This is a genomic window from Legionella israelensis (assembly GCF_004571175.1).
Classification (GTDB): domain Bacteria; phylum Pseudomonadota; class Gammaproteobacteria; order Legionellales; family Legionellaceae; genus Legionella_D; species Legionella_D israelensis.
Map to the genome: position 1 here is coordinate 2,817,038 of NZ_CP038273.1, position 21,015 is coordinate 2,838,052.

Consider the following 21,015-nt stretch of genomic DNA (forward strand, 5'->3'; position numbering starts at 1 on the left):
GATATATAGGTTTTTATAAATAATATGACAATTATCGTTTCATTCTTATCAAGATATAACCAACTTCAAACCTGAAAGACTTAAAATCACCGCCAGACATAATCGCAATTTGCTATGACTAAAACGTGTAGAAATAAAACTGCCTAACAATGCGAAAGGCACGGATGCGGAAATTAATAAAAAGAGGAGATGGTAATTGACCTTACCAATTATTAAATATCCAAATCCTGCGATCAGGGCAAGGGGAATAGCGTGAGCAATGTCGCTGCCTACCAATTGATGTGGTGTTAGGCGGACGGGGTATAGATAAAGCAGGATAATACTACCAAGAGCACCGGCTCCTACAGAGGTTAAGGTAACCAAAATTCCCAATACTACTCCGAAAAGTATGGTAAGTAGCGGTTGATATATTCTCCAGGATTGAAAATGGCTTTTTCTATAATTTAAAACATTGGGTTTTAACCAGGGTTTCAGGATTAATCCCAAAGCTGTAATTAAGATAACCAAGCCAACGATAAATGTCAGCCAATGCGAGTTTATTGTGACCAATTGACTGGATATAATAGTGAAAACGACAAGAATGGCGGCTGGTATACTTCCGTACCAAAGTCGACGCACAATCTGCCAGTCTACTTGCTGTTGCCTGTGATGAATGATTAGAGCAGCGATTTTAGTAATGGTGGCAAACCAGAGATCGGTTGCAACGGCTGTGACTGGCGCTACCCCAAAAAATAACAGTAAAATAGGTGTCATTAAGGCTCCGCCACCTACGCCTGTCAAACCGACGATAAAGCCGGTAAAAGCTCCAGCTAAGCTATAAGATAATTCCATTTATTTCTAGTTAAACATCATTTGTGATTTAGCAATAAAATGCGGATTTTCAAAACCTGTTTTCCCATAGGTTAATGGAGCACTATCAAGTGTTTCTACATGTCCACCAGCGGCGCTCAATACCGCATGTCCTGCAGCCGTATCCCACTCCATTGTGCGTCCCAATCGAGGGTAGATATGAGCACTTCCTTCTGCAATTTTACAAAACTTTAAGGAAGAGCCAGTTGGAATATATTGGGTGACTGGATAATTGGCCAGATAATCTTTCATGGCTTTCTCATTATTGTGAGAACGACTTCCTACGACATATAAATCTCCTTCAATATAGGTTTGAACAGAAACGGATTTTTTTGTCTGATTGGCATCAAGTTTAAAAGCGCCTTGATGAAGTATTCCAGCATATATTGTTTTTTGTGCAGGACTTCCAATAACACCAAGAACCGGTTTTTTCTGTTCAATAAGGGCTATATTTACAGTGAATTCACCATTACGGTTGATGAATTCTTTTGTGCCATCTAAGGGGTCAACCAACCAGAAGGATTGCTTTTTCTGTTCTGATGATAATTGAATACTCATGTTTTCTTCAGAAATAATGGGTATGTCTGGGGTAAGTTTCTGTAGCAGATGAGTAATGATATCATGAGAGGCTATGTCGGCCTGGGTTAATGGGCTGCCATCGGATTTGACGGAATGATCAAACCCTTCATGATAAAACTTGAGTATAGTGTCGGATGCTTTTTGAGCGATTTTAATCACTTCATCGAGAAGAGCTTGAGTTAAAAACATTATATCTTCTCCTTAATAAGCTGTAAAAGTTTAGCTGCGGCCTCGTTGGCATTCAGTTCAACGGTATTTAGAATCAAATCGGGGGATTCCGGAACTTCGTAGGAGCTTCCAATGCCCGTAAAGTTTTTTATTTCTCCTGATTTGGCTTTTTGATAAAGACCTTTAACATCACGCTCCTGCACAATCCTTAATGGTGCATCTACAAAAACCTCCAGAAACTGGTGATCACCTATTAATTCTCTTGCCATCTTACGTTCAGCAGCAAAGGGAGAGATAAATGAGACAAGTGTGATGAGTCCGGACTCGCTCATGAGTTTTGCAACTTCAGCAATGCGACGTATATTTTCAGCGCGATCACTTACTGTAAATCCCAAGTCCTTGTTTAAGCCATGTCGAATGTTGTCTCCGTCAAGCAGCATGGTATGTTTGCCAGTGGAGTTTAATTGATATTCAACAAGATTGGCGATGGTTGATTTTCCTGCTCCGGATAGACCTGTAAACCATACTACAAGTGGTTTTTGTGCCTTAATAGCTGAGCGCATTTCTTGATTGACCAGTAAATCTTGTTCATATACGTTAGTAGAACGGCGCAAAGCAAACTGGATTAAACCCGCTGCAACGGTTTCATTACTCATACGATCAATGAGAATAAAGCTTCCCAAGTCGCGATTTTTATCATAAGTCTCATAGGCAATGGCTCGGTCAATAGCAATATGGCAGCAACCGATTTCATTCAGTGTCAGTTCTTTTGCTGCCAAATGCTGCAAACTGTTCACATCGATTCGATGTTTTGGCTTATTAAGCGTGCATAATGCTGTTGTTGCTCCTGTTTTTATAATGTATTGCCGGCTAGCTATCATGGGATGTTCTGACATCCATAGTAGTTGGGTTTCAAATTGATCGGCCACTTGGCAGGGGCTTTTGACACATGCCATTACATCTCCGCGCGAAACGTCGATCTCATCTTTTAACTGAACAGTAATGGATTGACCGGTTTCTGCCCGCTTCAAATCTCCGTCATAAGTAACAATTCGGGTAATTTCCGTTTCTTTTCCACCAGGTAACAGAAGAACAGGATCACCTATAGTAATTACTCCTGAAGATACACGACCAGCAAAACCGCGGAAGTCGGCGTGGGGACGATTAACCCATTGTACAGGCATCCTGAATGCCTTGTTCTGATGTTCGGACTCAACGTTAATATCTTCAAGATACTGGATTAAAACTGGACCATGATACCAGGGAGTGTGTGATGATGGCGTGACAATATTATCACCTTTGAGAGCTGATACAGGGATAGCCTGAATCGATTTAATCTCAATGGATTGGGCAAATTGCTGATATTCATTTTTTATACGTTCAAATACAGTTTGATCATAATCCAGTAAATCCATTTTATTGACGGCCAGGACAATGTGTTTAACGCCCAGCATGGACACAATAAAACTATGTCGTTTTGTTTGTGTCAGGAGGCCTTTGCGCGCATCAACCATGACGATGGCCAATTCTGCTGTTGAGGCACCTGTGGCCATGTTACGGGTGTATTGTTCGTGGCCTGGAGTGTCTGCAACAATGAACTTTCGTTTGTCAGTAGAGAAAAAACGATAGGCCACATCAATGGTAATGCCCTGTTCACGTTCTGAGGCCAGTCCATCTACCAGCAACGCAAAATCCATTTCCTCACCCGTCGTTCCATAGCGTTTGCTGTCAGAAACCAGCGATGCAAGCTGGTCTTCATAAATCATGTGGGACTCAAACAGCAACCGGCCGATAAGGGTGGATTTACCATCATCAACAGAACCACAGGTGATAAAGCGCAGGAGACTTTTATTTTCCAGCGTATTAAGATAAGCGGTAAAGTCTTTGGCTATAACTGAACGGTCATGCATTAAAAATATCCTTCTTGCTTTTTTTTCTCCATTGAGGCAGATGCATCATGATCAATGACACGCCCCTGACGTTCGGAAGAGGTGCTCAGCAGCATTTCTTCAATGATAGCTGGTAAGCTATCGGCACTGGACTCAATAGCGCCTGTTAAGGGGTAGCAACCCAGTGTACGAAAACGTACTTGCCGCATCTGGGGTATTTCTCCTTTTGCGAGAGGTATTCGTTCATCATCGACCATAATCAGTGCACCATCGCGTTCAACCACCGGCCGCATAGCAGCATAGTATAGAGGGACAATCTCTATCTTTTCCTGGTGAATGTATTGCCATACGTCAAGCTCTGTCCAATTGGATAATGGGAAGACCCTTAAGCTTTCACCTTTGTGTTTACGAGTATTATATAGGCTCCAAAGTTCAGGGCGTTGATTTTTGGGATCCCAGCGATGATCTTTATTACGAAAAGAAAAAATCCTCTCTTTTGCACGTGATTTTTCTTCATCACGGCGAGCTCCGCCAAAAGCTGCATCAAACTGATATTTGTTGAGTGCCTGTTTTAAAGCAACGGTTTTCATGATATCAGTATGAATTGCAGAACCGTGAGTAAAAGGATTAATACCTTCGGCAAGCCCTTCTTCATTAATATGAACAAGCAATTCAAGCCCATGTTTGGCAGCGACACGATCACGAAATTCAATCATTTCGCGAAATTTCCAGGTCGTATCTACATGCAGCAGAGGAAAAGGAGGCTTTGAAGGATAAAAAGCTTTTAAAGCCAAATGCAACATGACAGAACTGTCTTTACCAATGGAATAAAGCATCACCGGATTTTCTGCCTCGGCAACGACTTCGCGAAGAATATGAATGCTTTCTGCTTCAAGGTATTCTAAATGGCTTAGCATGCCAAAATTCCTTTTTATTAAATTCATTAATACCCGACTTTAGCCATTTTTTGATGGTTAATAATCCGTCATTGCTTCACTTCGTTCGCAAAGACGGCAATTTTCAGAATGCTTTTAAAAAAATCCAAAGTCCAGCCACGTTAAATACGATATTTTAACCACAGCGGCATGATTTTATCTAAATAAATTACAAATTTCCACAAGCCTACTTGCTCTTCAATATTGCCGAATGGATCTGATTTTATCGCAGGATAACCAATTCCCAAACCGAATAAACCGGGGGCAATAATACCGAGTCTTGAATGATAACTAGGCTGCTCATAGTCATCAATGCTGATAGTTCTTCGTTTTTCAAAGCCAATGGCATAAATAGCTTTATTGCATAGAGGTAAATAGTGAATAATATTGTTTTCGTTGGTAATATAACGCTTCAAATTATCTGGTTGTATACCATCAATATTTGTTTTTGCCCATTCTGCTGTTTTTCCTTTTAAGCCTGTGTTGTCAAATAATATCCAATCGCCCATATCAATGGCATAACGGCAGGGAGAGCGATAGAAATTAATGACCTGATGAACATTAAGCTCCATTAAATGATGGATGATCATGATAGCCGAATGAGATGAACCGAATACAGCATATGTTTCATTTTGATTTACAATTTTAGACAGATTGTTTTTATTAATGGCGTCTTTAAAAGAAATTGTTTCTATGTCTGAATGATGTAATTGCTTTGGCTCTGCTCCTGTGGCGAGAATGATTTGTTTAGCTTGATAATTCGATGCCCCCTGAATTCTCCATTGACCATTTGTGCGATTTAATTTTTTAATAAAATCCTGAGAGTTCGCAATCTTTTCGCGAAAATGATCGGTAATCCACTGCAAGGGTTCAACAATATAATTCAGTGTACAAGTCTCATCTTGAGCTAAATGAGTTAATGCAAAATCATGATGAGCTTTATCAAAAGCAAAAGATTTAACAGCTTTTAAAAAATCGAGGAATAGTTTTACGGTGGTATTACTAGAGACATTTTTCCAATATCTTCCTAAATCTCCCACATTAAAATAAGGATCTATCCATAAAATTTTTTCCGGTGCGATATTGCTATCCAGTAATTTTCCAATAGCCGCAATGCCAGCCGGTCCTGCGCCTATAATTGCCCATTCGAAGGAATTGGTATTCAATGCTTTTAACCTCTGTTGGATATTGTACTAATAGAAGATAATGATTCATTTTCAATATCTCTAAATCTGTTTTTCAATTAGTGCACCGCTATATTTATAATTCGCTAGGGTGCAAGATTCAGGTTTCGTGTATTTATTTCCCCTTTACCTGCAGTCTGGATTTATTTAATGGTACTGACTTTATTTTTTCTACAATAGGAAGCATGCTTTAGGAGCTGTTTGGAATAATTTAATAAAAATTATTTATTTTTAACAATAATTATTGATCCTGAAGGTGTCCCAAGGTAAAACAAATTGCAATAAGACAACAACTAAGTATAATTCGATTTAAGATATAAATATTCTATTCTATTGTTATTTATGAAAAAAACTATAATCGAAGATATAAGTATCATAATGCCGGTGTATAATCATGAATTAACAATTGTTGACGCGATTGAAAGTGTATTAATGCAGAAAACCAACTATAACTATACATTACATTGTATAAATGACGCTTCAGTTGACAAAAGCGCCGACATTTTAGAGCACTATGCAGCTCAATATCCAGATAAAATAAAAGTATATCATAATCCATATAATATGGGATCCGGAAAAAAAGCAATTTTATACCACAACCCTTCAGTAAAAGGCAGATATTGGTGTTTATTGGCAGGAGATGACTATTGGACAAGCCATGAAAAATTAAATAAACAAATAAATTTTCTGGATAATAATGCTGATTTTGTAGGTTGTAGTTGTAATACGGTTCTTAAAAACGAGTTAACTGGTAAAAGCAGCTTGATTAAACCATCCAAATCCTCATGGAATTATCTGGATATAAGGCTTTTAAAAAATAAATATTCATTTTATGTCCATCCATCAGGTATTGTTTGGCGCAATATATTTATCAAAAAAAATAGCTTTTTCCCCCCGGCTTTTAAAAAAGATTTTGCATATGGTGATGTGATGCTTAAACACATGATGCTTTTACAAGGTGGAAAAATGCATAATATTCCGGAGGTAATGAGTTGTTATAGAGTAACAGGTCGTGGGATATGGTCGAGGAATATTGTGGAACAAAAATCAAATGCAAATAAAATATTAGAAGAAAAGTTAAAAAGCTCAGTTTCTCTTAAATATAAAATTTTAATTTATTTACAAAAATATCGATCTTCCTCTCCTTTCATGAAAAAAATTATTCTTGGGCCAATTAATGAATAAATATGAACTAGCAGTTCAATTGTTTTTATGCTGACATTGTATCACATTTTTTTATATTATTTTGTTGAGACTAACCGCGCCATCTCTTATGCAGGTTATAAATGAGTAATGAAAAATTTATGTTTTATAAGGAATACCCTAAAACTTGCAAACCGGATGATTTTTGGGGACAGGTAAAACGTACAGTTAACGGTAAACCCATTTCAGAAGAACAGATTAAAATGATTGTCCAGGCAGTTACTACAGGATTAAAACTTCAAACTGAAGATATTCTTTTGGATTTATGTTGCGGAAATGGAGCCTTAAGTTTTTTGCTTTTTGAATCCTGTAAGGGAGGAACTGGGGTAGACTTTTCTGAATACCTTATTTCTATTGCAAGAAATAATTTTGTTAAATCCTCGCATCACAATTGTATTAGTTATATTCTTCAGGATGTAGTTGATTTCTGCCAAAACCCCATTATGCCCCAAAAATATACCAAAGCTTTATGTTACGGCTCATTTGCTTATCTTGAGTACAATAAAGCAGAAAAAATGTTACTTTACCTAAAAAATAATTTTCCTAATTTAAAAAGGGTATTTATTGGAAATTGTCCGGATAAGGAAAAAATGGATAGCTTTTTCTCTGATAAAACCTATGTGCCTGGTATAGAGAGTGTGCCCGATTCTCCTATTGGTATATGGCGTACACAAAAAGAATTTGTTTCATTAGCGGAATCATGTGGATGGCAAATTATTATTAAAAAAATGCCTTCTAATTATTATGCCTCTCATTATCGATATGATGTACTTTTAAAAAATGAATAAAAAATACAAAAATGTAATTTGGATTTCTGGCATGCCGCGTTCGGGAACTACTTGGCTTTCACAGATTTTTGCGTCTTCTCCAGATGTGAGGCTAAAATTTTGCCCCCTATTTTCCTATGAATTTAAGAATTTATTAAATGAAAAAAGTACGTTAGATGAATGGGAGGAGCTTTTTTCGAATGTTTACTCTACAAATTCAGAATATCTCGATCAACATCACCTAAGATCCAAAGGACTAGTGCCAAAATTTATTAATAAAAAAGCAGAACCTGATTATCTTGTGATTAAATCAACGAGGTTTCATAATTTGATTCCTCATTTATTGAGGCTTCATAACCGTATACGTATTATTCATATTGTGCGACATCCCTGTGCTGTCATTTATTCTTGGCTAAGTAATCCTCATGAGTTTCCAGAGACAGCAGATCCTCTTAATGAGTGGAAAACAGGTCAGTGTCGCAAAAATGGTTTTGGTGAGTTTTGGGGATTTGATGATTGGAAACATGTTTGCGAAACAGCATTAGAACTCAGCAAACAGTTTCCAAAACAACATATGATTATACGTTATGAGGATTTAGTAAAAAATCCGATACCTTGTATACAAAAACTTTTCAGTTATGCAGGAATTATTTTAGAAAATCAAACTATTGATTTTATTAATCTTTCCCAGAGTTATCATGATAATCATAAGCATAGCGTTTTTAAAAAAAGAGAGTTAAAAGAAAAATGGGAAGATCATCTTGACCCACAAATTGTTTCTGCTTGTATGAATGAAATTAAAGGTACAAAACTCGAGCAATTTGCTGGCTCTGTTTAGAAGATTAGAAATTATAAAGGATTAGGAGTTAGAATGGATCGCTCCATGATAAAAAAAGATGTAAAATTTCTGGCTCAACAAGGAAACGATAAATATTTCTCCGTGCCAAAGTCAACTTCGAGCCTTGCCCAACCTGACTTTATCAGTTTTCTTCAATATTCAAATTTATTTTATGCAGAAGGACACTACACAAACAATGGTGTATTAGTTCGACAATTAGAACAAAGGCTAGCCAGGTTTCATAAAACTGAATTTTGTCGCGTTTTTTGTAGTGGATTCTGGGCGATTGTTTTAGCGATTAAAACACTTGCTATCAATGGTAAGAAAGAGATATTAATGCCTTCATTAACTTATCGTCGTATGGCTGATATTGCTGCATGGGTTGGTTTGAAACCTCGTTTCTGTGAGGTTGATCCGCAAACGCTTGCGATGAGCGAACAAACGGTTCGTCAGTGCATTAATTCTGAAACGTCCCTCATTTTGGCAGTTCACCCAATTATTAATTGTTGTGATGTGAAAGGAATACTTAATCTTAGAGAAGAATATAATATACCAGTTTTATTTGATTCTGTTGAATCGGTATATGAATCAACTTCACAAGGTAAAATTGGAGGATTCGGTGATGTAGAATGCTTTTCATTGCATGCCAGCAAATTGCTTAATGGCTTTGAGGGTGGGTACATTACAACAAATAATGCTGAGATAGCTAAGAAATTATCGGCATTGCGTAATTTTGGTTTTACCGGTCAAGATGATGTTATCTTTTCAGGGGGAATGAATGCGAAACTTAATGAAATTCATGCTGCTATGGCTTTAGCAAATTTAGATAATTTAGAAAAATTAATCTCTGATAACAAAATTCGCTATGAATACTATAAAAGAAGATTAAAAGAAATCTCTGGAGTTCGATTGGTTGAATTCGATGAAACATACCCTACAAGTTATAAAAATATTCTTATAGAGCTTCTAGATGATTGGCCTTTTGAGCGTGATTTGACGGTTGAAATATTAAATGATCAAAACATTTTAGCACGCGCTTATTATTCACCTCCATTACATAAAAAGGCTATGAATTATCCATATATTTCAACTGAACTTCCAATAACAGACAATTTGGCAAAGAAGTTCATTTTGTTACCATGTGGTGATTTTATAACATGTGACGATATTGAAAAAATAATATTGTTTTTGAAATTTCTCTACGATAGAGCTTAATAAAATTATTAATAACACTAATTAAATATGAGTAGATGACATGCATAAACTTAAATTTGCATTATTAGGAAGTCCTCCTGCTTTTAAAAAAAAGTTACCCGTCGGTCAATTATACTTCCCGGACTGGCAACGTTATGAGTCTGCAATGAGAGGAATCTTTGAACGCCGTTATTATACAAATCATGGTCCGTTAGTTCAGAAATTTGAAGCAAAGTTACAAGAATATCTCGGAGTAAAACATGCAATTTGTGTAACAAATGCAACAATTGGATTAATTATGGCAGCTGAGGCTCTGGAGCTCACAAGGAAAGTGATAGTTCCTGCATATACCTTCATAGCTTCGGTTCAATCGCTTAGTTGGGCTGGACTCGAGCCTGTCTTTTGTGATGTTGATCCACATACTCATCAAATGTCTGTGGAAAAAATTGAACATATTTTGGATGAAAATGTTACAGCAATTATGGGTGTAAATTTGTGGGGAGGTGCGTGTGATATTTCTAAATTACAAGCGTTTGCTTCATCTCATAATTTAAAGCTTTATTTTGATTCGGCGCATGCTTTTGGATGTTCTATTGGAACAAAAAAAATAGGGAATTTTGGTGAGTTAGAGGTTTTCTCTTTTCATGCAACTAAAATATTAAGTGCTACAGAAGGTGGATGTGTTTGTACAAATGATAATTTACTCGCAGCGCGATTACGAAACATTCGAAGTAGTTATGGTGCTGGTATACCTGTCCCGGTTGTTAAAACAGCGAATGGACGAATGTCTGAGGCTCAAGCTGCAATAGCATTAATGAGTTTTGAAGAATTTCCCAAAAACCAGGAAAATAATTATCATTTGTTTAAGCTTTATAAACAGTACTTACAAAAAATTCCAGGAATACTGTTAATAGAACCTAAAGGGGTAACTTTTTCAAATTATCAATATGTTGTCTGTGAAGTCGATAAAAAAATATTCGGATTGTCTCGAGATAAATTAGTTATGTTACTGAATGCTGAAAACATTGCCTCAAGACGTTATTTTTACCCGCCTTTGCATCACTTACCACAATATAATAATGGTTTACAAAATAAGAGCCTGCGTCTGCCAGTGACCGAATATCTATGTGAATCCTGTATGCAGTTACCCATAGGACAGAGAGTTTCTGAGGATGCAGTTAAAAAAATTTGCGGAATCATAGAAAGAGCGTATGAATCACGACATCAATTAATATCTTTTTTTAAAGGAGTTCATTGTTGAGATTAGCAATTATGCAACCGTATTTTTTCCCCTATCTGGGGCATTTTTCATTAATTGCCTCAGTAGATCAATGGGTGGTTTTTGATATTACACAATATACGCCTAGGACATGGATAAATCGCAATCGTATTCTCCATCCCAAAAGTGGCTGGCAATATATAACTATTCCGCTTGCAAACTCTTCCACCTCAATTAAAATTGCAGAAGCTAAAATACTTGATCTGTCAAAAGCTAAACGTTCTATGCTGGGTAAGATATCGCACTATAAAAAAAAAGCACCTTATTATTATCAGGTGGTGGATATCATTGAGCGTGTTTTTAACAATGTTAAAAATAACTCTTTAGTTTCATTAAATATTAATGCTTTACAAGAAGTTTGCCATTATCTTGATATCCCTTTTTTGTATCAAGTCTGCTCAGATCTTTCCCTAGACTATCCTCTTAAAATGCAAGCAGGTGATTGGGCTCTTTACATTAGTGATAAGCTTGGCGCCACTGAATATATTAATCCCGTTAGCGGGAAAGAAATTTTTAATAAAAAAGCATTTCTAAAAAAAAGTTTATCTTTATACTTTATTGAGTTTTCAGAATTTAAATACAACACTCCTGGTTATATCTACGAGCCTAATCTTTCTATTCTTGATGTATTAATGTGGAATAATGTTAATGACATTCGAAATGCTTTGAATAATAATGTCTTAAAACAAATTTAAATTTTATAGGCAGTGCTAAAGATACAGTATAATTGTTTCTGTTAGAATGTACCTCCTCCCTTAATTTGTTATCCCACTATAAATAAATTCATAAATCAATTAAGCCTTTATCCTTTAAAAAATCTTATATATAATTGATGTTTATATGGATTGTTGTAGTGATGGATTTTGTTTGTGCGCAGAAGATGTCATATAAAAGCAAAAGGTTATTATTCCTTTTGAGGATTTACATAAGAGTTGAGGGAACATGTATTCATTAGCTAATTTTTTCCAGGAAGTTTCCCGAGAAGGTTTTTTTTCACAAACTCAATTTGCAAACACACCAGAACCAAACAGTTTGTGTTTTGCTGCTTCAAAAAAATATTTGATTCAAGCTAATAGGAATGATGCGATCAGTAGTATTTTGACAACTGTTGAGTTTGCTGATTTGGTTTCTCCTGGTAAAGGACTTGTGGTTTTAAAGGAGCCGGAAGAAGCTTTTTACACGCTACATAATCATCTGGTAAGCAACTGCAAAATGCAGCCAAGATTGACCCCTTTTATTGATTCCAGTGCCCGTGTTCATTCTACCGCCTATTTGGATCCTTATGTTTGGATAGGTCCCAATGTAGAAATTGGGCCGGGTGCTATTATTTTGTCGGGCAGTATCTTAAGAGACAATGCAGTGATTGGTCCTAATGCCGTAGTAGGTGCTTCCGGTCATTTTTACAAACGATATAAAAACCAGTTGTTAAACGTACTTCATGCAGGTGGGGTATTGTTAGAAGAAAGTGTACAAGTGTTAGCTGGGGCCGTTATCTCAAAATCCTTACATACCGATTTCACAACAATAGGTAAAAACTCTATTATCAGTGTCAAAGCTCACGTGGGTCATGGCTGCAAAATTGGCGAGCGTTGTATTATTACTGGTAATGCACAGATTTCAGGTTATACACAGATTGGTGATGATGTATGGATAGGCCCCTCTGCCACTATTGGCAATTTATTAAAAATTGACAGTAAGGTACGTATTGAGACAGGTAGTGTAGTTGTTGAAGATCTAAAAGAAGGTGAACGGGTTTCTGGCAGTTTTGCAATTAAACATTGTTTTAATATGATGGAATACACTAAAAGAAAAAGAGGAGCTCGATGAATAGTATTGTACAAGAAGCATCTTTAATTTTTCCCTTTAAAGGAAATAGGGATTATGTGCAGGGATCTGATATGGTTAATGCAATACTAAACCATTTTGCTTCTTCGCAACTTCAACACATTAAAATGTCGGTGCATGGTTTTTTGCGAAATCCATCTTGCTTATTAAATATTTATGATATTGCACCTACCTTCCTTGGTACACTTAGAGGATCATTTTACATTGCAGGGAAACATCAATGGTTTGAGATTATGGAGCAGAAAGAATGTCCTGCACATTATGAGCGTTATGAGTTCAATGAAGATATCATCACTTCCCAGTGCGAGATTCAGGATAAGCAGATTTTTTATCGATCTGTTTCTCCATATTCGTTTATGGAGACAATTGTTTCTATGAAAAAGTATTTACTTTCTATATTATTTCCTTTGACTAAAGTAAAATGGTTATTCACAGGGGTTGAACTGCAAAGCAATGTAGTGGCTCAGGAGAATCTTTCTGTAGAGATTACACATAATTTACACAATAAACTGATTAAATCAAAAATTTACGCAGATAATCATGTTTTAGGGTTCATTTATTTTTCATCGGTTGCTTTATGATTGGAATAGAGAATATTAGTTACTATCTTCCTGACGAATATATCAATAATTTTGAGAGGCTTGAGTTTTTTGATATTCCAGAATCTTTTCTGCAAACTAAAACAGGGATGTTAAAGGTCGCCAGAAAAAAGGCGAATGAAAATACTTCGGATATGTGTTGTAAAGCCGTAATGCAATTATTGCAGCAAACTGAACTTTTAAAGGAAGATATTCAGTGTATGCTCGTATGTACTCAAAATCCAGATGGTTTAGGTCTTCCACATACGTCGGCTATTGTTCATGGGAAATTGGATCTCCCTAAACAGACGGCAGTTTTTGATGTATCTCTTGGTTGTTCAGGTTATGTGTATAGTCTATCAGTCTTGCAAGGTTTTATGATGGTGAATGGATTCACAAAGGGTATTCTTGTCACTGCAGATCCTTATTCCAAGAGAATTAATCATAACGATAAAAATACTTCCTTGTTGTTTGGCGATGCGGCTACAGCAACTTTGCTAAGCGATCACCCAAAATGGACGATTGGAAATTTCTGCTTTGGCTCAGATGGTAGCCAGGCTACAGCAATAAATATTAACTCTGAAAGTGGCTTAATTGAAATGAATGGCCGAGCGGTATTTAATTTCACCGCAACCGAAGTCCCCCGGAATGTCATTGATGTATTGGAAAAAAACCAACTCACGCCAGAAGATATAGATTTATTTTTATTCCATCAAGGCAGTTTTTATATTATAGATACTTTAATCAAACGACTGAGCTTGCCAGAAGCGAAAGTACCCTTTATGGCAGCGGAATATGGTAATACAGTTTCTTCTTCATTACCATTATGCTTGGCAATGATTCCAAATGACCCTAAAACTATTTTTATTTCCGGTTTTGGTGTGGGTCTTTCCTGGGCAGGTACTATATTAACTCGGCACAATAATTAATTACTAATAATTTAAAAAGGAAGTGATATGACAATATCAAGTGAAGAGATATTATCTTTGGTTAAAGGTCTGAACACCACCGTTAGCATCGAAGAGATAGATGAACGATCCAATTTTTCTGACATTGGCATCGATTCTTTGGAGCTGTTTACTCTTCTGTTAGGTATTGAGGAGAAATATGGAATTAAAATTCCCGAAGAAAAAGTTGCTGAGTTAAACAGCATTGCCCGGATCAAACAGTATCTCAATGGAGAATTATGCCAAACGGCATAAGATCGCTCTGATTTAAAATAATGGTTAAGCTGGTCATATAACTATATATATAAAAGGATTAACATGGCTTTGCCTCAAGTATCTATCCGTATACCCGCTTATAATCATGAACGATACATCACCGCTTGTCTTGATAGTGTTTTGAATGATAGTTATCCAAATAAAGAGCTGATAATTATAGATGATGGCTCTACTGATGGGACGGCTGAAGTGATTAGGCAATGGCTTGAGCATAATAAACCATCTTTCCCTGTAATGTTCAAAGCAAGAGAAAATCGAGGTTTAACAAAAACCATCAACGAATTAGTAAGGGCATGTTCAGGGAAGTATTTGGTTTCACTTGCAAGTGATGATTTTCTATTGGATGGGGGTATTCATACACGTGTGGAGTATCTGGAGCAACATCATAATAAATGGGCTGTTTTTGCTGATTGTATAGTTGTTGATGAGGATAATAAGCTAATCTATAAAAGCGGCCTAACAGAATTATATTCTGCTAGTTTAAGTAAATTCTTGCAGGAAGATGATTTACTCCATGAAATCATTAATAACTGGTCGGTTCCTGGTCCAGTATTGATGGTTAGAAAGGATTTGTATGAGCATATTGGATATTATAATGAAAAATTTGCAATAGAGGATTGGGACATTTATATTCGCATGGCTTCTAAAAAATTATTGGGTTTTATCAATTATCCTGTTAGCGCATACCGATTACACCAGCACAATACGTGCAGAAGAAAGGAAAATTTTAATTGGAACCACAAACAAAGATTAAAAATAGCGCTCTGTCATTTGCCCGGAATTCCTTTTAAATATAAGGCTTCTATGTTACGGCAAATTTTTATTTCCTTTTATTTATCTTATATAAAGAGGAGTCTAATTGAATAGCCAAGAAATAATTTATCATGAAGTGGATAGTGGGTTTATCTTAGGAGTCAAACGACTAATCCAGGAGTTTTTTAATAAGCGGCAGTTATTTGTTGTATTACTTTGGACGGCGCTAAGCAAGCGTTATAGAGGATCTTATATAGGGTTGTTTTGGACTCTTCTTAATCCGTTTTTTCATATGTTGAGTCTTGCGCTTATTTTTCCACTTATCATACGCTTTCGTATGGAGAATTATATACTTTATCTTTTCTCCGGGATTCTCGCTTGGAGTATGATAAGCACTTCTGTTATTGGAGGTAGTGAGTCCATTTTGACTTACCGTTCATTTATCCGCAAGGTCTATGTCCCTAAAATTATTTTTCCCATTGTAACGATTTCCGTGGAATTGATTAACACTTTTGCTGCAATAATCATTTTACACTTAATAGCCTTAGCCTTTCATTTTCACATTCATACCAACCTATTGTATTTAGCAGCAGCACTTGCCTTGACGTTTTTGTTTTCTGTTGCGGTGGCAAGCATCACTAGTGTATTAACTGTATATTTTCGGGATATAAGATATATATTGGGTGTTGTAATGCAACCTCTCTTTTACCTGTCTGCTATTATATTTCCAGTGTCCGTATTACCCGAAAAATATCGTTATTTAATCGAATTTAACATTTTTTATCAATTTGTAAGATTATTTCATCAAGCTATTTATTTTGGTCATCAAGCTGAGTGGCTATATTTTGCCAAGCCTTTCTTCTTAATGTGTTTTTTATTTAGTATTGCTTTATATATCCACCAAAAATATGATCGGCGCTTGGTATATCGTGTATGACTGCTTATATTAGTATTGAAAATTTATCAATAGATTTTTTGAAATATCATGATGGACAACCATCCCTAAAATCCGATATTGTCTCTTTTATAAAAAGAAAGAAACCGAAAAATACCTTGACAAAATTTAGGGCAATTTCAAATATTGATCTTGAAATAAAGCAAGGGGATCGTTTGGGAATATTGGGTAAAAATGGTGCGGGGAAATCCACTTTGCTGAAAGCTATCGCAGGGATTTACGCCCCATCAACAGGAACAATTCGTCGTAAGGGAAATCTGGTGCCTTTGCTTGAATTGGGTACAGGATTTGAGCCTGGTAGTTCCGTGAGGCAAAATATTTATCTTAACGGAGCAATTCTCAATATACCAAGGGAAAAGATTATCACTTTAGAGCCCGAAATTTTACAATTCGCCGAATTGGAGGAATTCAAGGATCAGCCTCTGAGCAATTTATCTTCCGGGATGCGCTCTCGTTTATCCTTTAGCATTTCATCTTTTCTAAATCCTGAAATTCTTCTTTTAGATGAAGTTTTTGCTGCAGGAGATAAAGCTTTTGTGCGCAAAGCAAAATCACGTATATTGAAGATGATTGAATGCAGTCAAATCGTCATTTTTACTTCCCATCAAGAAAAGCAAATTTTGGAGATATGCAACAAGGCGATTGTTTTAAATAAAGGAACCATTGTGTTTAAAGGAACGGCCGCAGAGTCTATAAAGTTTTACAATGAGAATTTAATTAGGAAAAGTGAGAAAGGACATGCGTAATGTGGTTGCGATTATTCATACCTATGCAAGAGATGGTGAGCTAGGATCTTACATGTACGAGTTGATTCAGGCATTTGCCCAATATCCTGTTCGGTTGCACTTGATCATTACCAATCACTTAATTCCCAATCTTAATTCAACTCATTTACATCCTTCCATCTGTGAAAAAAAATTAGTTAATTTTATCAATGATCTTAATCCTGATTTTGTTTTTACTACTAATCGAGGTGGCATTACCAAAATGATGATGAGAGAATTGGAATGTCCTATTATTACTTGGATGGTGGATCGTATTCCATTTCTCCATCATGGTGGCGATCATAGTGATCTTTTTTGCAAGAAAGACTATGTGATTACTTCCTCCCATAAAAATGTTAATCGTCTTGAAACGATTTATCCCGTTTTGAAAAACAGGGTATTTTTTCTTCCATTTGCGACTAATTTGCATGATTTTAAAACAGAAATTGAGAAGGATATTAATGTCTCTTTTATAGGAACTCTTTTTTATTGTGGTCGCATCAATGAACTTTTTAATAAATACAGCCACGAACCGGCTTTGATTCAGTCTGTTATACAATTAATGCAAGATATTGAATCAAACTATGACTTGGACTTGTCTGAAAAAATTGAAGCTTATAGTCTTGCTGATTTTCTTAAAAAAGAAAATATCGATATTTATAAATTCAAAGGACTGCTTGCTAATACTATATCCAGCAGCACCAGGTTTCGATTGCTGGATGCAATTGCTGATTTAGGTTTAAAATTGTACGGTACCTCTAATTGGTTAAATGTTGGTCCGTATTCAAATCGACTTTTACATGCTTTTCAGTTTGATACTTTTATAAAAACAAGAGAGCAATTAGCAACACTTTATCAGCGCTCCAGAATTGCAGTAAATATACCTCATATCCAAGCTGTTGATGGACTACCGTATAGAGTTTATGACATTCTTGCTTCAAGTGCTTTATTGATATCCAATTATCGTGAGAATTCTGATCTTTTTCGTCTCTTCGGTAAGGATATGCCTGTTCCGCTTTATAGAAATGAATCTGATCTAAGGAAAAAAGTTTCTTATTTTCTTAAAAACGAAGAAGAGCGTTTAGCTATTGTAAAACAATGCAATCAACTTGTTTGTAAAAATTTTTCTTTTAATGACAGAGTAAGACAATTTTATGAAATTATTGGTAAAGAAATAAATCCAGGCAAAGGAGAGATTATCTCTGTGGATGTTTCTATATTCCAAAAACTGACTTCCAGTATAATATATAATCCAATACAAAATCGTATCATTCATTTATTGTTACGTTCCAGTTATTTAAAAAAAATGGCAAAGAATTTTTTACCCAATAAAATGATAGAGTTTCTTAAAAATGTGTATCTAGTAAATAAAAAAAGTTAATTTCCATTGCTGATTGAAGGATGATGTTTAATGAATGAGGAGTTGCCAGCAAAAAGCAGAATTTTTATTTTAATGGCTGTTTATAATGGTAGTGAATATATAGAAGAACAAATTCGCAGTATACAGCTGCAAACCATGTCAGAATGGATACTCTTGATAAGAGACGATAGTTCTACGGATGAAACTGTTACTATCGTAAATGATTTTGTAAAACAAGATGCTCGAATTAAGTTAATTAAAGACAATTTTGGCTCTCAGAGATTACCACAAAAAAATTTCGCTTTGCTAGTGGAAAACGCAATGCAGTGGGATTTTGATTATGTTTTCTTTGCAGATCAGGATGACATATGGGAACCTAACAAGCTATCTGTTATGTATAATTCGCTTGTAAAACTATCTGCGCAATATGATCATGCTCCAATTATGCTACATACTGATCTTACTGTGGTTGATAAAAATAATCAGGTAATAGCAGATTCTTTTTTAAGATATCAGGGATTACATCATCCAGGTAAGAGAGCTATCAATACGTTATTGGTTCAAAATTTTGTAACTGGCTGTACTTCTGCAGTTAATCGAGTGCTATTAGAAAAAGCTCTTCCGTTCCCGGAAAAAATGATCATGCATGACTGGTGGCTTGCGTTATGTGCGTCAATTCTAGGAAAGCTTTTTTTCCTTTCAGAACCTTTAATTCGTTATCGTCAACATGATAATAATAGCGTTGGCGCAAGATCTTATTGGAAAAATCTTTTATGGGCACTTAAAAATCCATATAAGAAATGGACTCAAGCTCGTCTTGGCTCAAAAAGATTAATGGATCAGGCAAGGGAATTAAAAAGACATCTGGAGTCTGAGCCGCATAAATCTGTCCAAATTATCAGGGTTCTGAAAATGCTGGATACCTTTATCAGCCTCGAGAGGCAACCTTTCATAAAAAAGATATATTTTCTAACTTCTTTAAGATTGAGGCGACAGAAAAAATTATCAGATATATTATTGAAACTAATTCTTTTAACGAGTTGACTCAATTATTAGTAATTTAAACGTATTTTACAAATTTACTCACAAACTTAAGAATGGCTTTAATTAAGAAGTTAATTAAAAAACCAGCTTATAATTTTTCAATGCCATTTTTTTGTACTTAACTAACCATTTCAACTGTATGATTTATATTAAACGCTTTTTTCGCGCTCTCAACTCCTGGCTGGTCAAAAGGATTAATACCCCAAATGATGCTTTGAGTGAAAATTTTATGTTCGTAAAGGGCGATTAAAGCGCCGATATTAAACGGAGTGCAATCGTCAAGAGTAAGGTGATTGATGGGAACATTTCCTGGTATGTAACCATTTGGATTGTTCTCACTATGAACGCCTTGTGCTAAAATGCGCATGTTGGCCTCGCAGAGATCATTGATGAGTTCACCGTTAAAAGATTTAAGACTGATGAAATCAGCGGCAACTTTATGTGTGCCCTGGCAAAGTGACTGGTAGTAGCTGTGCTGTGCCTGATTTCCGAGACCACCCCAGATAATAGGGCCTGTGGCATAATTAATGGCCATGCTTTGCGTATTGATGGATTTACCGTTGCTCTCCATATCCAGTTGTTGAATATAGGGTACTAAATACTCCAATTGTTGAGCATATTTGAGGATGAGTAGATTATGAATATGTAAAAAATTAATATTCCATATTCCTATCAAGGCAAGTAACACAGGCAGATTTTCGTTGAGTTCATTTTTGCGGAAATGCTCATCCATGTAGTGAGCTCCTGCAAGTAATTCATTGAAATGTTCGAAACCTACAGCGATAGCTGTAATTAAGTTGATGGCTGAACACATGGAATAACGCCCGCCTACCCAGTCCCATATGGGTAATACGTTCCTGATGCCAAACTGATGTGCTTTATCACTTCTGGCTGTCACAGCAATGAAATGTTTATCTATGTGTTGTGGACTTCCCAGCCATGCTATGGCTTTTCTGGCATTATACAGTGTTTCTTCAGTAGAGAAGGATTTTGAAGAAATAATAAATAAGGTTGTTTCAGGATGAAGTCCGTTGACTGCCTGTTTAAAGCTATTAGGGTCGGCATCTGACACAAAATGATAACCTAAATCCTTATCGGAGAATTCAGCCAGTGCCTTAATGCAAAAACGAGGGCCCAGGTCCGAGCCGCCCATACCTATGTTAACAATATCTTTGATCGCTTTACCGGAAAAACCAAGCCACTCTCTATGTCTGATTTTCTCGGCAATGTGCTGTATTTTTTCTCTTGTGGCAATAATTTCGGGGATAATGTTTTTCTCATCGACAGAAAGCACGGTATGTTCAGGCACTCTTAAAGCTGTGTGAAGAGCAGGGCGGTTTTCAGAAATATTTAATTTTTCCCCATTCAGTAAAGCATGAATCTTGTCCTGTAAACGGCATTCTTTGGCCAAATCAAGCAGGTTTTCAAGAATCGTCTCTGTTAGACGTTGTCGGCTAAAATCCAAGGTAATGCCATTGGTATTAAAGCGCGTTTGTTTTGGTTGATGATGTTTTAAATCATTGATTGTGGGTAGGGCAAATGACTGTGCTTGTTTTTGCAGATTTTGCCATGAAAGAAGTTCAGATAAATGCCTCATGCTAACCCATC

General features: G+C 36.1%; 21 protein-coding genes. 15 read left to right on the plus strand and 6 right to left on the minus strand.

Going from position 1 to position 21,015, the window contains the following annotated elements:
* Nucleotides 1-48: 48 nt before the first annotated feature.
* The 5 genes from E4T55_RS12960 to E4T55_RS12980 all read right to left on the minus strand — a co-directional run bounded on the left by E4T55_RS12960 (nt 49) and on the right by E4T55_RS12980 (nt 5,586).
* Complete coding sequence (locus tag E4T55_RS12960; RefSeq protein ID WP_058500562.1) at nt 49-831, minus strand: sulfite exporter TauE/SafE family protein; 783 nt, start codon at nt 829-831, stop codon at nt 49-51.
* 6 nt (nt 832-837) lie between these two features.
* Nucleotides 838-1,617 carry a 3'(2'),5'-bisphosphate nucleotidase CysQ gene (cysQ, locus tag E4T55_RS12965; protein WP_058500561.1) on the minus strand — a complete coding sequence of 260 codons (780 nt, stop codon included), beginning with the start codon at nt 1,615-1,617 and terminating at the stop codon, nt 838-840.
* Complete coding sequence (cysN, locus tag E4T55_RS12970; protein ID WP_058500560.1) at nt 1,617-3,506, minus strand: sulfate adenylyltransferase subunit CysN; 1,890 nt, start codon at nt 3,504-3,506, stop codon at nt 1,617-1,619. Before cysN ends, cysQ begins: the two co-directional genes overlap by 1 nt.
* Entirely contained in the window at nt 3,506-4,402 is an 897-nt protein-coding gene (gene cysD, locus E4T55_RS12975) for a sulfate adenylyltransferase subunit CysD (protein WP_115325222.1), read from the minus strand. Before cysD ends, cysN begins: the two co-directional genes overlap by 1 nt.
* Before the next feature lie 140 nt (nt 4,403-4,542).
* Complete coding sequence (locus E4T55_RS12980) at nt 4,543-5,586, minus strand: FAD-dependent oxidoreductase (protein ID WP_058500558.1); 1,044 nt, start codon at nt 5,584-5,586, stop codon at nt 4,543-4,545.
* A 396-nt stretch (nt 5,587-5,982) separates the two neighbouring features.
* On the opposite strand from E4T55_RS12980, the gene E4T55_RS12985 reads away from it, so the two are divergent.
* The 15 genes from E4T55_RS12985 to E4T55_RS13055 all read left to right on the plus strand — a co-directional run bounded on the left by E4T55_RS12985 (nt 5,983) and on the right by E4T55_RS13055 (nt 19,407).
* Nucleotides 5,983-6,789, plus strand: coding sequence for a glycosyltransferase family 2 protein (locus tag E4T55_RS12985; RefSeq protein WP_245183922.1), 807 nt, complete (start codon nt 5,983-5,985; stop codon nt 6,787-6,789).
* A gap of 101 nt (nt 6,790-6,890) precedes the next feature.
* A complete protein-coding gene (locus tag E4T55_RS12990; RefSeq protein WP_082636458.1) occupies nt 6,891-7,595 on the plus strand; it encodes a class I SAM-dependent methyltransferase in 705 nt (234 codons plus the stop codon).
* Nucleotides 7,588-8,412, plus strand: coding sequence for a sulfotransferase domain-containing protein (locus tag E4T55_RS12995; protein WP_058500555.1), 825 nt, complete (start codon nt 7,588-7,590; stop codon nt 8,410-8,412). Before E4T55_RS12990 ends, E4T55_RS12995 begins: the two co-directional genes overlap by 8 nt.
* Nucleotides 8,413-8,445: 33 nt before the next feature.
* On the plus strand, nt 8,446-9,627 hold the full coding sequence (locus E4T55_RS13000) for a DegT/DnrJ/EryC1/StrS family aminotransferase (RefSeq protein WP_115325223.1): 1,182 nt from the start codon (nt 8,446-8,448) through the stop codon (nt 9,625-9,627).
* A gap of 40 nt (nt 9,628-9,667) precedes the next feature.
* Nucleotides 9,668-10,867 (plus strand): aminotransferase class I/II-fold pyridoxal phosphate-dependent enzyme, encoded by a 1,200-nt coding sequence (locus E4T55_RS13005; RefSeq protein ID WP_058500554.1) that lies wholly within the window; start codon nt 9,668-9,670, stop codon nt 10,865-10,867.
* On the plus strand, nt 10,864-11,580 hold the full coding sequence (locus E4T55_RS13010; protein WP_202967180.1) for a WbqC family protein: 717 nt from the start codon (nt 10,864-10,866) through the stop codon (nt 11,578-11,580). The genes E4T55_RS13005 and E4T55_RS13010 overlap by 4 nt, the downstream gene beginning before the upstream one ends.
* Nucleotides 11,581-11,827: 247 nt before the next feature.
* Nucleotides 11,828-12,712 carry a hypothetical protein gene (locus tag E4T55_RS13015; protein WP_058500553.1) on the plus strand — a complete coding sequence of 295 codons (885 nt, stop codon included), beginning with the start codon at nt 11,828-11,830 and terminating at the stop codon, nt 12,710-12,712.
* On the plus strand, nt 12,709-13,311 hold the full coding sequence (locus tag E4T55_RS13020) for a hypothetical protein (RefSeq protein ID WP_058500552.1): 603 nt from the start codon (nt 12,709-12,711) through the stop codon (nt 13,309-13,311). The genes E4T55_RS13015 and E4T55_RS13020 overlap by 4 nt, the downstream gene beginning before the upstream one ends.
* Nucleotides 13,308-14,237, plus strand: coding sequence for a ketoacyl-ACP synthase III (locus E4T55_RS13025; protein ID WP_058500551.1), 930 nt, complete (start codon nt 13,308-13,310; stop codon nt 14,235-14,237). The genes E4T55_RS13020 and E4T55_RS13025 overlap by 4 nt, the downstream gene beginning before the upstream one ends.
* A 27-nt stretch (nt 14,238-14,264) precedes the next feature.
* A complete protein-coding gene (locus E4T55_RS13030; RefSeq protein WP_058500550.1) occupies nt 14,265-14,510 on the plus strand; it encodes an acyl carrier protein in 246 nt (81 codons plus the stop codon).
* A gap of 63 nt (nt 14,511-14,573) precedes the next feature.
* On the plus strand, nt 14,574-15,398 hold the full coding sequence (locus E4T55_RS13035; RefSeq protein WP_058500549.1) for a glycosyltransferase: 825 nt from the start codon (nt 14,574-14,576) through the stop codon (nt 15,396-15,398).
* Nucleotides 15,391-16,221 (plus strand): ABC transporter permease, encoded by an 831-nt coding sequence (locus E4T55_RS13040; protein WP_058500548.1) that lies wholly within the window; start codon nt 15,391-15,393, stop codon nt 16,219-16,221. Before E4T55_RS13035 ends, E4T55_RS13040 begins: the two co-directional genes overlap by 8 nt.
* Nucleotides 16,218-16,985, plus strand: coding sequence for an ABC transporter ATP-binding protein (locus E4T55_RS13045; protein WP_058500547.1), 768 nt, complete (start codon nt 16,218-16,220; stop codon nt 16,983-16,985). Before E4T55_RS13040 ends, E4T55_RS13045 begins: the two co-directional genes overlap by 4 nt.
* A complete protein-coding gene (locus tag E4T55_RS13050) occupies nt 16,978-18,384 on the plus strand; it encodes a glycosyltransferase family protein (protein ID WP_058500546.1) in 1,407 nt (468 codons plus the stop codon). The genes E4T55_RS13045 and E4T55_RS13050 overlap by 8 nt, the downstream gene beginning before the upstream one ends.
* 30 nt (nt 18,385-18,414) lie before the next feature.
* Nucleotides 18,415-19,407 carry a glycosyltransferase family 2 protein gene (locus tag E4T55_RS13055; protein WP_058500545.1) on the plus strand — a complete coding sequence of 331 codons (993 nt, stop codon included), beginning with the start codon at nt 18,415-18,417 and terminating at the stop codon, nt 19,405-19,407.
* A gap of 118 nt (nt 19,408-19,525) precedes the next feature.
* On the opposite strand, the gene pgi is transcribed toward E4T55_RS13055, so the two are convergent.
* Nucleotides 19,526-21,004, minus strand: coding sequence for a glucose-6-phosphate isomerase (gene pgi, locus E4T55_RS13060; RefSeq protein WP_058500611.1), 1,479 nt, complete (start codon nt 21,002-21,004; stop codon nt 19,526-19,528).
* Nucleotides 21,005-21,015: the final 11 nt, after the last annotated feature.